15 protein-coding genes are annotated in these 13,017 nt (G+C 59.3%); 6 read left to right on the top strand and 9 right to left on the bottom strand.

From position 1 onward, the window contains the following. Nucleotides 1-3: 3 nt before the first annotated feature. From ASC75_RS06410 to ASC75_RS06390, 5 genes are read left to right on the top strand one after another with little or no spacing between them, the layout of a single operon-like run. Nucleotides 4-639 (top strand): hypothetical protein, encoded by a 636-nt coding sequence (locus tag ASC75_RS06410; RefSeq protein ID WP_055972016.1) that lies wholly within the window; start codon nucleotides 4-6, stop codon nucleotides 637-639. Then, complete coding sequence (locus tag ASC75_RS06405) at nucleotides 636-1,259, top strand: thermonuclease family protein (protein ID WP_055971916.1); 624 nt, start codon at nucleotides 636-638, stop codon at nucleotides 1,257-1,259. The genes ASC75_RS06410 and ASC75_RS06405 overlap by 4 nt, the downstream gene beginning before the upstream one ends. Then, complete coding sequence (locus ASC75_RS06400; protein WP_055971913.1) at nucleotides 1,260-1,574, top strand: hypothetical protein; 315 nt, start codon at nucleotides 1,260-1,262, stop codon at nucleotides 1,572-1,574. A gap of 8 nt (nucleotides 1,575-1,582) precedes the next feature. After that, nucleotides 1,583-1,954 (top strand): hypothetical protein, encoded by a 372-nt coding sequence (locus tag ASC75_RS06395; RefSeq protein WP_055972013.1) that lies wholly within the window; start codon nucleotides 1,583-1,585, stop codon nucleotides 1,952-1,954. 21 nt (nucleotides 1,955-1,975) lie between these two features. Further along, on the top strand, nucleotides 1,976-2,479 hold the full coding sequence (locus ASC75_RS06390; protein ID WP_147181618.1) for a hypothetical protein: 504 nt from the start codon (nucleotides 1,976-1,978) through the stop codon (nucleotides 2,477-2,479). A gap of 3 nt (nucleotides 2,480-2,482) precedes the next feature. On the opposite strand, the gene ASC75_RS06385 is transcribed toward ASC75_RS06390, so the two are convergent. Then, entirely contained in the window at nucleotides 2,483-2,824 is a 342-nt protein-coding gene (locus tag ASC75_RS06385) for a helix-turn-helix transcriptional regulator (RefSeq protein ID WP_055971907.1), read from the bottom strand. 300 nt (nucleotides 2,825-3,124) lie between these two features. Here ASC75_RS06385 and ASC75_RS06380 point away from each other — a divergent pair, with 300 nt between their 5' ends. Further along, nucleotides 3,125-4,471, top strand: a complete 1,347-nt coding sequence (locus tag ASC75_RS06380) for a hypothetical protein (protein WP_055971904.1) — start codon at nucleotides 3,125-3,127, stop codon at nucleotides 4,469-4,471. Nucleotides 4,472-4,500: 29 nt separating this feature from the next. Here ASC75_RS06380 and ASC75_RS06375 read toward each other — a convergent pair whose 3' ends face one another. The 8 genes from ASC75_RS06375 to ASC75_RS06340 all read right to left on the bottom strand — a co-directional run bounded on the left by ASC75_RS06375 (nucleotide 4,501) and on the right by ASC75_RS06340 (nucleotide 13,011). Beyond that, the gene (locus ASC75_RS06375) at nucleotides 4,501-4,836 is read right to left on the bottom strand and encodes a hypothetical protein (RefSeq protein ID WP_055971903.1); all 336 of its coding nucleotides are present in this window, start codon (nucleotides 4,834-4,836) and stop codon (nucleotides 4,501-4,503) included. A gap of 82 nt (nucleotides 4,837-4,918) precedes the next feature. Next, entirely contained in the window at nucleotides 4,919-7,705 is a 2,787-nt protein-coding gene (locus tag ASC75_RS06370; RefSeq protein WP_055971900.1) for a type IV secretory system conjugative DNA transfer family protein, read from the bottom strand. Next, a complete protein-coding gene (virB11, locus tag ASC75_RS06365; protein WP_055971897.1) occupies nucleotides 7,674-8,723 on the bottom strand; it encodes a P-type DNA transfer ATPase VirB11 in 1,050 nt (349 codons plus the stop codon). The genes ASC75_RS06370 and virB11 overlap by 32 nt, the downstream gene beginning before the upstream one ends. Next, entirely contained in the window at nucleotides 8,720-10,054 is a 1,335-nt protein-coding gene (virB10, locus tag ASC75_RS06360; RefSeq protein WP_055971895.1) for a type IV secretion system protein VirB10, read from the bottom strand. The genes virB11 and virB10 overlap by 4 nt, the downstream gene beginning before the upstream one ends. Nucleotides 10,055-10,063: 9 nt before the next feature. Beyond that, nucleotides 10,064-10,897, bottom strand: a complete 834-nt coding sequence (locus tag ASC75_RS06355) for a TrbG/VirB9 family P-type conjugative transfer protein (protein ID WP_055971892.1) — start codon at nucleotides 10,895-10,897, stop codon at nucleotides 10,064-10,066. Next, complete coding sequence (locus tag ASC75_RS06350; protein ID WP_055972011.1) at nucleotides 10,894-11,628, bottom strand: type IV secretion system protein; 735 nt, start codon at nucleotides 11,626-11,628, stop codon at nucleotides 10,894-10,896. The genes ASC75_RS06355 and ASC75_RS06350 overlap by 4 nt, the downstream gene beginning before the upstream one ends. Nucleotides 11,629-11,734: 106 nt before the next feature. Further along, nucleotides 11,735-12,808: a type IV secretion system protein gene (locus tag ASC75_RS06345; RefSeq protein WP_055971886.1), complete on the bottom strand. Its 1,074-nt coding sequence runs from the start codon at nucleotides 12,806-12,808 to the stop codon at nucleotides 11,735-11,737. Continuing rightward, entirely contained in the window at nucleotides 12,808-13,011 is a 204-nt protein-coding gene (locus ASC75_RS06340; RefSeq protein WP_244487768.1) for a hypothetical protein, read from the bottom strand. Before ASC75_RS06340 ends, ASC75_RS06345 begins: the two co-directional genes overlap by 1 nt. Nucleotides 13,012-13,017 lie beyond the last annotated feature (6 nt).

Below are 13,017 nucleotides of genomic sequence, written 5' to 3'. Positions count from 1 at the left end.
TTGATGCTTATTTCCACGATCGCAGTCTCCGGCTTCTACGCAGGCTTCGTCATAATGCCGATGCTCACCGGTGGCGAGTTAACACAAATGCAGCCTTCTAGGCTGCCGGTCGTTCCCGTCCAGGCATCGCAAGCTGATGCTCCTCCCACGGAAGACGCGGCGCTTCCGCCATCTTCCGCATTCACACCATTCCCGACGCATGCGCAGTTTGAGACCGGCGATAGCTGGGTCTCAAACGGGCGACGGTACCGGCTCTATGGTCTACAGTCATGCCTGCGCGGGACTACCGTTGCCCTATCTCAGGGGACTTCGCGCGACTGCGGTGAACTCAACGTGATCATGATGCAGGCGTTGGTCAGGGACACAAAGCCCGTCTGCGCCACCATTCAGTTGGTCGACCAGAACAATGCCGTGGTTGCATGCCAGACGACTGCCGGGGAGCACCGATATGATCTTGCGACCTACGTTATCGCGCAAGGATGGGGATTTGCGGCAGTCGACAGCACTGGCCAGGTCATTGTTCCCGGATATAGAGTCGCCGAGGAAAGCGCCCGCACCGCCCGCGCGGGTCTTTGGGACTATTCCGATTTGCCGCACCCCGTCTCTGTTCTGATGCAACAAGCCGGAGTGTCGCGATGAAGCTTGCCACCATCTTGACGATTGTCCTCGCCCTCATCCCGACAGGGACGCTGGCGCAAGCCCGCCCATCCGACGTTCCCCGTCAGATATACGGCAAGGTTCAGGTCATTGATGGCACCACATTCGAGTTCGTCAAAACGCGTCAGCTTATCCGTCTGGCTGGATATGAAGCCCCCAGACTGGCGCAGAACGCAACGACCGAAGGTGTGACATGGCCTGTCGGTCAGGTCTCGCGTGCCTGGATGATCCTTCGAACTCTTGGCCAGGACGTCAACTGCGCGCCTATAGGTCGCGACAGCAACAAGAACCTGATCGCGCATTGTTTTGTTGGCGAGACAAATCTTGCAGCGACGGCAATCGCGGAAGGGATCGGCTACGCCTTCAACTATCGTAATGAACCCCAAGTCCCGGCCTATTTCGATATTGAAAGAAGGGCGAGAGGGCTTGGTTTCGGCATCTGGTCGTCGCCTGACCTGTCTCCTCCCTGGCTCTGCAATGCATCGCCAGAGCCTGGTGATGTGTCTGATGGCCCCGCGTCGGCCACAGAAGAGGGGCTTCCTCTGCCCCTGCCCGTCACTCCCGACAAAGCACTGTCGTTCACGCAGGTGCACGGAGGTTAAATGAAACGCCCTTTCGAAACTTCGACCATTATTGCCATTCTACTGGCTGTTTCTCCGGTTGCCGCCGGCGCGCAGGACGGCGCCACCCAAACCCAGATCGAGCAACGCGATCCGGACTTTTGCGGTGCGGGCGGTGCTGGTTGTGATCCGGCAGACGTGCAGCAATGGAAGGCGGTTGGCAACAGGCTTGCAGACCTGTCTTCGGCCGACCTTAGCCAATACGCCTACGCCTGCGCCAAGCATCGCGAATGGAAATCGGAGTGCGAAACCAATCCGATCGCTATCCTGAAGCGCCTCGGGATCGAAGGATATTGAGGTTGCCGATGAAGAAGCTCGACTACGGATCGCTTGTCGCCGCCGGCATTGCTTTCGTCGTGGGATCTGCCGGCGGGTACACGATCAACGAGTTTGAACGGGCCGACAGGATGGCGGAGCTTGAACAGGAGGTCGCGCGGCTCGAGAGTGAGCTTCAACGGCAGCCGACATTTGACTTTCCCGACGACAGTCAAGCGAGTGCCGCGATCGCCAAATCGGGCCGCTCGATCCGCATCTCGGAGTGCAAACCTCGTCAGGCCGTACCCGGTGTCACCTGTACCGGCATCATCACAACAACAAGCGGTTCCTTCGCGGGTACGACGCAGCCCGGCACCCTGTCTTTTGCGAAAATCGACGGCACCTGGGTGCAGATCCAATAGATCACTCAAAGGAGACGGACGGTGAAAGCGATCATGTTCTTGGCCGCAGGCTTGATAAGCACGTTTTCTGGGGTGTCAGCAAAGGCACAGGACGCCGAATGGGGATGTCAGGTTCTGCTGTGTGCCGCATCGAAAAGCCCATCCTGGCATGGCGTCCCCTATTGCGTTCCACCCATGCAAAAACTCATCACCGCCATGTCCAAGCCCGGCTTCTCCTGGCCGATTTGCCACGAGGCCAATTCCGGTAAGCCGGGCCACGAAACCTACGAGGATTGCCCCGCGGGAACGACTGTCGGCTACTCTTCTTCAGGCGGCGACAACAATTGGCGGGGTGAACCCAACCAGTGCATCAAAACGGTCAATGTCTGCGGGACCTCGGGCCACTACTTCAACAGCAATCGGGATGGCGAAAGCTGCATACAGCAGGTCGCCACTCCGCGCCCGCGGCGCGCGGATCCCTACTATTTCGATATTCCAAACGAGGACGGGGTGAAAGAGAGGTTCTGGTTCAACCTGAACCACTAGCGCTCACTGGTCTGTCTCGGCAGATTTCTGTTTCTTGCGGCGGGCTTTCCAGACCGCTACCCGAGGGAGGTCGGCTTCGGTGATCTTGAGTAAATCCTCGATGACAACATCCCACTCACGCTGCATCTTGTCGAGCGTCGACAGCTTGACGTCCCGCAGCGCACGCGTCACCTGCGATATATATGCTTCGTGCACGCCGAGTTGCTCGGCCAGATCCCGATTTGTCAACTTGCGCTGGGCCTTCAACCGTTCGAGGCCAATGGCAAGCCTCTCCTGGAACGACAGGGAGTCGAGTACAGAAATGTCGACGGCCTCGACAGGCGGCTCGCGTTTCAGACGAGGCATCGGCCACCATCCCCGGACAGGACCGTACTTACGCAGCGACAGACGCACATGCCGACAAGGTGACGGCAAGGCGCGCCATGGCGGCGCATTGGAAATATCCTTGAAACTCTTTTGCTCATCCGTTACCCGTCGACTGCAAACCACACCGCCCAAGCGTAAACCAATTGTTGTCCATATTTTAAACGGGGCAGTTCACAAGCTTGTTATGCTTCCTACACCGGCCCTATCCGCCCATGCAAGTGGAGCTGCTTGGTCCGCAGGACCGGAGGAAGACCTGCATCCTGTGGGTTCGCAAAATTCATGCGGATAGTTGTCAGAAACGGCCCCGCTCACTGTCTGGCAGAGCTCACCGAGGAAGAAGCCGCAGCACTGCGCGCCTGGTACGGCGACGCTGCTTCCAATGCCGATAAGGCAATCGCTCTCGCTGTGATCCGGCAAGCCAAAGTGATGAACGGCTGGATCGAGTGCGACTGTCTCGCCGGCCGGTTCCAGCCACTACTTGCCCCGATCCGGCAAGAGCATACCTATACGCTGCGACGACTGACATCAAAGGACGAGGACCCTCTTCGACATGAAGAGCGGCCAAATCATACAAGCACCTGCCCATTTCACGTGGATAAGGACGCCACGCCGGCGCTCATCGACCGTAGCTATCACATTCGGCCTCTCCGAAAAACTGATCAGAGTTACATCGATGCATTGCCGGCCATTCCAGACCGCCTTGCTGACGTCGCAAACCACGAGATTAACCGCTCGACGGAACGCAACGACAGGCCGTCCAGGCTCGGCGGCATCCTATGGCGCCTGCTTGATGACGCTGGCATGAATGCCGTTCCGCCACTGCAGGATGACCACGACCCTTCGCTTCGAAATCAGCTGTCAGAGCTGCGCGCCGCTGCCAGGCACCTTCGGGTCTTGAGAACATGGTCTCTCAACGCCTTGCTGTCGACGTGGGCGGCCGACTACTGGGCATCAGGTAGCCGCTGGCAACGCCTGCTCGAAACCTCACGTCCGGACTGGCCCGGAACGCTTCGCCGAACCGGCTTCATGCTGCTTTTTGCGAAAAGCGTTTCCGCGCAGGCAATCATGCCCGCCTCGTCCTCGCGTTCAATCGAGGTGCTCGGGAAAGTGCGACAACCCTTGCGCGGCGACCCGGCACATCGAGGCCCCTTCCTCGGTTTGCTTAACGTGGACTTCGGCGACGACGACGAAGGGCCAGCGCGGGCTGTCCAGGCCTACGCCCAGCCGGTCTACAATGGCGACACGCTGTTTCCGGTGGAATCCGGTTTCGAAAGAGATGTGTGCCATCTCCTCTTCTGGCTTCAGGGGTCGCTATTTGAAAGCATTCCTGATCTCCGAATCAAGATCACCAAGCCGCTCTTTGCAATCGAAACACCGCTTGGGCCCTGCCGGCCGGATTTCATCCTGGAAGCAACCTACAAGGACCATGGAACCGCTATTTTGATCATCGAGGCCTTCGGTATGGAAACGGAAGAGTATCGCGACGCCAAGGACAAGACCGTTCCCCGCATGAAGCATCTCGGCCCGATGTTCAGTATTTTTCCCCAGGACCTCGGCGAGGCGAACGCACAAAATACAGCGAAACGGCTGCAAGAGTGGGTGATCGAGAAGGTTCGACATGTCTGAAGTGACGCCTCGGAGGCCATGCGGGTTCTTCAACCCGGCGAGGCATCCAGGTCGTGCCTTGCGGCAGCAAGCAGGGTATCCTGAACCGGAGCCAGCATGTCTGGAGGGCAGCCTCCGAACATGCGTGAGACGAGATCGTCGGCAAGTTCAGACAGGGTTGGCTTCAGCCGTTGCGGAAACAGATGGTCGATATCGCCCTCCTTCGCACCGAGACGCTCTAGTTCGGCCCGCATTGTTCTCAGCTCCATTTCTCGCTCCTTTATCATCAGCCACAGCCCCGGTTCGGCCCTGGCCGCGGCCACGATCCGTTCGAGGCTACGATCACTGGAAACGTGCCGGGTTGAGAGACGTTCGATTTTGGCCATGGTTGCCGTTGTCCTTGCGCTGGGGAGCACGACCGCTTCTTGTCGAGCCCTGTAAACTGGGGTTTGGTTTGACGCTGGCCCACTACGTGCGGCCCGGCACGCTGTCGGGCTCCGCATCTTCTTCGCCCAGCGGATCGCGCGCCGTGTCCGCGAACTCGCGCAGCCAGGCTCTCGAACTATCCTCCGACAACCTGCCTGAAAGCGTGTCTATCAAGAGCTCGACGTCCGCATTCAAATCTCCTGGTTCAACCACATTTTCGCCGGCCTGCTGGAAGATGACGTCATTCAGGGCTTTAAGATCACCTCCGAATGCTTCCTTCACGTCCTGGCGTTTCAGAATGGGCAAACCGGACGACCGTTCGCCGGCAGCACCTGTAGGAACGCCTGAGCCATCCCGTTGACTGCGCCGCTTTACTGGAGATCCGGAATAGACGCTCTGGCCAAGCTTTTCTTCATCGATATCAAGATCGACGTCGTCAGCGGATTCGGTGTGCGCATCTTTTGTCTCGCCCCGCTTTGCTTTCCGGCTGGGCGGACCATGCGCAGGCTTACGAGCCGGCTGCGGTTGCCCGCCGCCGAGGTCTTCTTCGGCGACACCTGCCGCGCGCGTCTCATCGAGGTCGAGCCGCCTCCGTAGCTCATCGAGGGAAGAAATATAAACGTGACGAATGCCTTCCTTGACCACAAAGCGCAAATCCTGGGGCTTGCGGACGCGCTCGACCGCAGCAAGGTCTAGGTCAGCTCCGGGTTCGGAATTACCGCCCTGATCACCCGGCGCGGAGCGCGCGAGAGATCCGAAACGGTCACTGTCAGCAATCGTCCACTCAACGGGCTTCATACAGGGCTTCGGCACCATCTTGAACTTTCGCACTTTCGCAAACATCCGTTCGCCGCCAGCATCCAGTTTCATGATCCGCATCACCGGCATGCCGGTGACCTGCAGGATCGCCTCCTCTGGCTTCATCATCATCAGCGTGTTGACCGGCAGGAGGTCGACGGAGACCGGCACTTTCGAGATCGAGCGCTGACGGCGACCGTGGCGATGGGAGTAAGACGATTGCTCGACCCATTCCGTCGTCTTCCCGGCCGCCAACGAGACCGCCATCGCATCGTCCTGGTTCTGGAAATTCATGAAGACCTTGATCGTCGATGCCCCCATCAGGATCTTCTGTCCAGACCGCTGGTACAACCGCTCCAACTGGGCGCCGTCCTGGAGAATGAAGACGAAACGCACACCGTTCTTTCGTATCAGGGGCGCGAGCGTCAGCACCGTGTCGATGCGGCCGCCATTGCCGAACTCATCAAGCATCATCATGACTTCGTGCTCACCGTTGGGCAACGGACCCATCTGAACCAGCTTGTCGGCCATTTGCTGGATGAACATCGAGATCAGGCGCTCGTAGATCTGGATGGCATTCCAGTCGGCCTGGATATAGATCACCAGCTTGCGCTTCCGTATGGTATCGACCGGAATGGTGGTGATTGATGTCAACGCCTCCACGAGCGGGTTCTGCAGGAAATTGAGTTTGGCGACGATTTCGGCCGCAATCCCCTCACCCAGCTTTTCATGCCGGCCGGCAAATTTGGTAAGCTGCATGCGGGTCTGGTCGGAGAGGACCGTTTCGTAGTTCTCCAGCAGCTGGACGATCGCCGTGCGCTCGTCGGACATCGAGTTGAGGATACGGTACAGTTCGCTGAGCGACTTGCGGGTGTCGGGGCATTCGAGCACGAAGCCAAGCATGGCGGTGAGCAGGATCCGGGCGCTTTCCTCCCAGAAATCGGAGGAATCCGAGCGCAATCGTTCCGGCAGCAGCATCTGTGTCAGCTTCTGGAGATCGGTGATGCGCTGGTGCGGATCGGTGCTGATCAGGTCGAGCGGATTGTAACCGTCGGTGAATTTCGATCCCGGCGCCAGCAGGAAGGTCTCAAAGCCCTTGTCCTTCAGAAAACCGGAAGTCTCCTCGAACAACTCACCGCTCATGTCGAGCACGACCTGCGACCCCTCGAAACTCATCATCGAGGGGATGACAAAGCCGCGTGATTTCCCCTGCCCCGGCGAGCCGATCAGCATCACATGCTGGTCACCGTCGTTGCGCAGAAGAAGCCCTTGTTTCAACCCGAGCACGATCCCGTGCTTGTCGCGCAGGCGAAAGTCAGCCGCATCCTTGAGGGTCGCAAGGCGGGCCTTGCCCATGATCATCTGCTGGCGCTTCTGGATTGCTGCACCGATCGGAAACCCCACCAGCGCGCCGGCTGCGGCGAGCCCCGCAAGTGTGGCCTGGACCGTCTGCCGGGATGGCCGCTGGTAGCCACCGGCTGCATCGGTCGTGCCGAACGGTGCCTGATACATGGCGGCAAGATGGCTACCATAATAGCTGGCAATGTCGGCATGTTCGCCAGCTTTCGTGGCAACGAGATAAAAGGCGAAGCCGTAGATAAAAGCGCCAGCCCAGGCGGCGGCAAGTATCATCACGGTGAGGGCAATCAGACTGAACATCGAGCGGACATGCAGGAGGTAGAGGATTTTGCGCGATAGCGCCCTGCCTCCTTTCAGCATCCAGATGCACATCAGAAAGAATAGGAAGGGTGACGCAAGCGTGAATGCCAGAAGCGACAAACCGACCGTGTTGCGCGTATGGATGATCGACCAGGTGTAGCGAGCAGCATCACCGAACCGTACCCGGCTCACATAGTCGAAATACGACGTCGATCCGAACGACACCACGTAGGCATCGTAAATCAGCGTGAAGAAGGCGAGCCATATGCAGACCACGCCAAGCAGCGCGACCGGCAATGTCAGGTAAGACAGCTTCTGGAGGCCCGTCCATTTCGGGCGATCAATCTCTCCGTCCGTGTATACGCTGGCCATGTTCATCAACCTCGTCGGCAAAATAGATCTCGCTGACACCGCGACCGCCGGCGGCATCGCTCTTCTTCAACTGGACTACGATCGGGATGATCGAGCGGATATAGCGAATGATATCATCGCGTTCCATGCGGACATTGCTGTTCAGCACCAGCGTCGAGAGGCGGTTGAAGGCATGGTGCGGCGAGTTGGCGTGGATCGTTGACATCGAGCCAGGGTGACCGGTGTTGATCGCATTCAAAAAATCGAACGCCTCGTCGCCGCGCAGCTCCCCCATGAAGATACGGTCGGGACGGAGACGAAGCGCCGTCGCCAGCAGGTCGCCCATTGTCACCCTCGCCTCCCCTTGTCCGCCCTTCGAGACCAGCAACGAGACGACGTTTTCCTGGCGGGGTTCGAGCTCGGCCGTGTCCTGCATGAGGATGAAACGCTCGTGGTTCGGGATTGCCGTCAGCATCGTGTTGAGAAAGGTCGTCTTGCCGGTGGAGGTGCCACCCGAGATCAGCATGCTGCGATGATTGGCGGCTGCCAGCTCCAGAAAAGCCCGCGCCTTTCCGATCCGCAACAATCGCGAGAGCTCGATATCAACATCATCGAGATAATCGTCACCGGTGACCTTGGTGAAACGGAAGGCGCCCGCTTCCTCATAGTCGTTGAGGTCGAACCGTCGGATGAACTGCTTGCGGATCGAGAAAGCGTGACCGGTTGCCGAGGTCGGGCTCAGAACAAACTGAACGCGCTCGCCGCCTGTCAGTGTCGCCGACAAAAGTGGATTCTCCGCATTGATCGTCTGCTTTGTGAAGGAAGCGGCGCGAGACGCCATGTGGCGGATGACATCCTGGTCCAGTCCGGAGATTTCATGGCGCACCATCCGGAGCTGGCCGATCTTCTCCAGCCAGACTTCGTTGCTGCGCTGGCAAGAGATTTCGACGACAGCGGGGTCGTCGAGGAACAGCCGGATCGGCTCGAGCGCCTCGGTCAGAAAGTGCTGTTCGGCGGAAATCTGGGGGCGGGCATTCATTTGCCGTATCTCACTTTGCGCAACCGCTCGAACTCTTCGCGCACCGGGTCAGGATAGAGGCCGGCAAAATCGAGATCGCGCGTCACGAAGACATTGATATCGGAGCCCTGCGGAATGTGAATGGTCGGACGGATGTTGCGGGAATCCTCAAACGCCGTTGCTGCCATTTGCTGGATACCCGATGCAATGGTTTCTGCGGCTATCGAGCGGGCGCGGTCCTGAGAACTTTCCCCATTATCCTGCGGGATACGGGTGACCGTGCCGTTGTCGTTAACGATGGTGATGTAGCTGTCTTCCTTCTGGCCAAGCTGCGCGATGTACTGTGTCGCGCCGCCGATCAGCGTCATCAGCGCCGGCGGTCCGAACCGCTCCCAATTCTTTCTGTCGACCATGCCGGTCATGCCCGAACGGCCAAGACGGTCCGTCCCATAGGAACCGAGCTGCACCGAGACGCCGTCGCCGCGGATCATCCGCGTCCAGACAATCAGGATCCGCTCCTGCCCCCTCTGGACGCCGGACTTGTAATCACCGATCAGCGAGGATCCGGCGGGGATAAGAATACGACGGCCATCGAAGGAATAGACGTCCTCACGCACAATCCCCTTCACCATCCCGGCGAGATCGGAGTTGATGGCTGTTTCGAGCGTACCGCGGATCATCGTGCCCTGCGGTATCCAGGCATCGGTACGGCGATTTTCTGTGGCGGCCGACACCTCCACCCCCTGTCCGCCCATCGCCTTCAGGAAGGCCCGATCGCCATCGACAGCCCCGCCGCCATCTCCAGTAACGGTATTTGATGCACTGGCCGTGCTACTCGCCCCAAACGGACCTGCGCCAGCAGCGTCGGACGACGTCGCCGAAGCGCTTCTCGTCTGGTCGGATTGGTCGAAGACCATGGCGGAGGAGCGGACGCGCTCCAGCAACTTCGCCTTCCGCTCCAGCTCAATGCATTTCGGGTCGTCGGGATTTTTGCCCCGGGAGCAATCGATGTCCGCAGGCGGTGCGACAGGAGCTGAGGCCGGCACCCGCGGCGCCGGTGGTGGCGGAGGCGGAGGTGGTGCTGCGGGGACTTCGACCGTGGGCAGCGGTGGCGGTGACGGCGTCCGGAACCCTTCATTTCTCGGTGTCTGGACCGGCCGGAATTCCTCGCGAGGGGTCGTGTCGATCGGCGGCTCTGCCTCCCCACCCGCCAGAAGGAAATACAGGACGACACCAACGCCGGCGATGCTGGCGACGACTGCAAACGGGCGCATGAGGCCTATACCACCGCGCCTGACCTGTCCGCCGATGGATGCATCAGCGTCGATGGAATGGTAGTTGGGATCCGACATGAGCGCCTCCTATCTTGATTGCGATTGTTGGTTGGATGTCCCGCTGCCAATTCGCTTCGGCGATACCGCGCCCTCGATCGGCGCCGGTATATCGGCAGGCGTTGTCCTCAGATTGAAAAGGCAGGTTTCGGCTTCGGTACCAAAGCGCAGCGTCCATTGCCGCGAGACCTTGTCGATAACGATGTAGTCGGCCTCGCGGCGATAATTCACCAGGCTCTCGCGGCGCCTGCCATCGACGATGAAGATTGCCGGGATGTCACCGGTGAATTTCATGAAGGTCTTCAATCCATCGTCGAAGACCCAGAGCGGTTTGGCTCCGTCGCTGCCCTTGAACCCGTAGTCGTAATTGACCTTGTCGCGGCGGATATTCTTGATGTTGGGATTGCGCTGCGCATCCTGCGCCTGTTTCCAGAGCTCCGCCGTGCCTTTGAGACCCGCGTCTTCCGGATAGGTGAAGCGCAACTTGAAGGTCTGGTTCTGCATCGCTTTGGTGTCGTTGACACGAAGGTCGAAGGAATAGGTTCGCTTCGTCGTGACCACCGACAGGTTGGTGGCCGCGTCCTTCTCCATCGGTTTCAGGGTGAGCGAGCGCCGATCAGCCGAAGTGAGGATCTGCCAGGAGACTGTATCGCCGGCGACGACCTGTGTTATGTCCTCATCGGCGCCGAAGAGGATCGTCGTGACCAGCCCGTAGGTGCCCGTTACGAGGAAGACCTGCTCGGCCGAATAGGGAAGTGACCGGATTCTTGGGTCGAGGCGTCCCGGCCGGGCGACCAGTTCAGCATGTGCAGCCAGCGGCCCGAGCAGTACCAGGAGGGAAATTGCTGCCGTCCGCCTCATCATGGCGTGATCCCCGACGGCATGGTTTCGGGGACCCTTGCATATTCGGTCACGACAAAGCCGAGAGGATTGAAGAGACGGACCCGGTTGCTGGCGGGCAGGTTGATTTGCCGGTAGCGTATCGTCGCCGACCAGCGCGTGACGACATCGCCACCACGGCGACGTTCCCTTGTTTCGAAGCGAACAGCCATGGTCGATGGATTAAGCGGATTGACCGAGAGGATTTCCGGGCGGATTTCTCCGGTTGCGCCGAGCATCTTGACCGGTCCCCTCGGATTGGAGGGGTTCATCCAGGTCTCGTAATCCTTGAAGGCCTGTGAGCCCGGTTCTGACCACAGCGCAATCATGTCGAAATTATCCGATAGATAGCGGGGATCGTAGGTCTCGCGGCGAATGACGTAATTGCCGGCGAATGCTGCGCGCACGGCCTGGTTTTCCGAAACCGTCGCACGGTCTTTATCGAGCGTGGTTACCGTCTCCATGTAACCCGTGTTCCGATCGACGATCAGCGGAACGACCTCGGTGCGAACAAGCGGAAAGAGCTGCGCCACCGAAAACGACAGCACACCTGCGACGGCCCAGCCGGCCACGGCAAACCCCAGCAGGATGACGCCGATCAAGGTACGAAGTGATCGGTTTTTCTCACCCCAGGAAAGGTGCTGATCGTATATGTCCTGCGGACCGGCGACCTGGTCGGTCGGTGTGGTACGCAATTGCTTTCTGAACAATGCCAAGTTCAATCCCCAAAATCATGTTCGTCGTTAAGGTTTGCGAGTTGCGTCGTCGGTCAGACCCGGCTTACATCTGGAAAAGCTGGATTCGACCCGCGCATTTCTCGCCTCATTCACCGCTACGCCGGCGCATGGTCAGCATCCGGCCGAGCGCGCCGGCACCCGCCATCGTGCCGCGGCTGGCGAGGGCCGCCGCTGCGGCCGCGCCTTTCGGTCCGGCCAACATCCCGAGGGCCACCGCGGCGGCCTGTCCGCTTCTGGAAGTGCTGGAACCGAGTCTCGCGCGGGCAGCGCCGTACATTGTGCTAACACCGCCGCCACCAGGCGTATTCGCTGTCATCGAGCTATAGGCAAATGTCCTCGCGAATTCAGGTACCTGGAAAATGAAATAGGAGATCAGCGCCAGGTAGAGCACCATGGCCACTACGATGGCGAGCGCGTTTTCCTTGGTTGCCATTTCGCCATTGATCGTATCCATCATGCCGATCAGGAAGCCGAACGACAGTCCGGCCATGACGTAGGTGAAAAGCAGCATGAACATGCCGTAGGCGATGCCCCTGACCCAGGCCTCGAAGACAAAACGCGTGATACCGAAGAAATAGGAAAGGATGGCGATCGGGCCGATAGCCAGCATGACTGCGGTGATCATCTTGGCGAACAGCGTCACTCCGGTCAGGATCAGCAACATTGGCAGGAGTCCAAAAACGAGAACGATGAACACCACCACCGCGCCGGTGACGTTCGGCATCCACCCGGATTCGTAGGAATTGAAGAGCTGCATGGCAAAGTCGTAGACCTTGCGGGACATGCTCGCGACCTGAGAGGCAAGATCGGAGCCGGCCGCCTGCCCGCCCATCGCCGAGGAAATGGCAGCACCGAGGTCCTGTGGTGACGTCAGAACGATCTGGCCGATATTGTCGTAGAAGGTGGCCCAGGACATGACCAGCGCATAGGCAAACGCGAGTTTCGAGGCCGTGATCGCCATGTCCTGAAGAGATACGCTCGACAGGCCGAGCGCGCCCCAGAGAAAATAGAGAATGAGAAACAGTGCCAGGATCGATGAGACCAGATTGCTGTTCTCGGCGAACAGCCCCCAGGCTTTCTCCAGCGACGCCTCGTTGATCTTGTCGAAGTATGCGAGTGCATCGCCATAAAAATTCACGGCGTAGCTGACCGGATCCATCATTCCCCCTGGAAGGAATTGACGGGTCGCATCGGACCGCAATCACTGCTGACGATTTCCGTGAGCGCCTGTTGCGGCGCCGTCGGTTCCTGCTGTGCCTCGTAGCCGAGCGCCGGCACGGGGTTCTCGTCGGCTGAGCATTTGGCCAGCTGTTCGTACTTGCTTGCGCATCCGGACAAAATGATAAGGGCGATGACCAGCACAGGGAT

The organism is Aminobacter sp. DSM 101952 (assembly GCF_001424795.1).
Classification (GTDB): domain Bacteria; phylum Pseudomonadota; class Alphaproteobacteria; order Rhizobiales; family Rhizobiaceae; genus Aminobacter; species Aminobacter aganoensis.
The sequence above is the reverse complement of the archived record's forward strand: the minus strand, read 5'-3'. Positions and strand labels throughout refer to the sequence as shown.

Coding starts and splice junctions, on each gene's coding strand:
- ASC75_RS06395 (WP_055972013.1), top strand. CDS start 1,583: ATGAAGAAGCTCGACTACGGATCGCTTGTCGCCGCCGGCATTGCTTTC.
- ASC75_RS06375 (WP_055971903.1), bottom strand. CDS start 4,836: ATGGCCAAAATCGAACGTCTCTCAACCCGGCACGTTTCCAGTGATCGT.
- ASC75_RS06405 (WP_055971916.1), top strand. CDS start 636: ATGAAGCTTGCCACCATCTTGACGATTGTCCTCGCCCTCATCCCGACA.
- ASC75_RS06345 (WP_055971886.1), bottom strand. CDS start 12,808: ATGGATCCGGTCAGCTACGCCGTGAATTTTTATGGCGATGCACTCGCA.
- virB10 (WP_055971895.1), bottom strand. CDS start 10,054: ATGTCGGATCCCAACTACCATTCCATCGACGCTGATGCATCCATCGGC.
- virB11 (WP_055971897.1), bottom strand. CDS start 8,723: ATGAATGCCCGCCCCCAGATTTCCGCCGAACAGCACTTTCTGACCGAG.
- ASC75_RS06370 (WP_055971900.1), bottom strand. CDS start 7,705: ATGGCCAGCGTATACACGGACGGAGAGATTGATCGCCCGAAATGGACG.
- ASC75_RS06400 (WP_055971913.1), top strand. CDS start 1,260: ATGAAACGCCCTTTCGAAACTTCGACCATTATTGCCATTCTACTGGCT.
- ASC75_RS06380 (WP_055971904.1), top strand. CDS start 3,125: ATGCGGATAGTTGTCAGAAACGGCCCCGCTCACTGTCTGGCAGAGCTC.
- ASC75_RS06355 (WP_055971892.1), bottom strand. CDS start 10,897: ATGATGAGGCGGACGGCAGCAATTTCCCTCCTGGTACTGCTCGGGCCG.
- ASC75_RS06410 (WP_055972016.1), top strand. CDS start 4: ATGCTTATTTCCACGATCGCAGTCTCCGGCTTCTACGCAGGCTTCGTC.
- ASC75_RS06385 (WP_055971907.1), bottom strand. CDS start 2,824: ATGCCTCGTCTGAAACGCGAGCCGCCTGTCGAGGCCGTCGACATTTCT.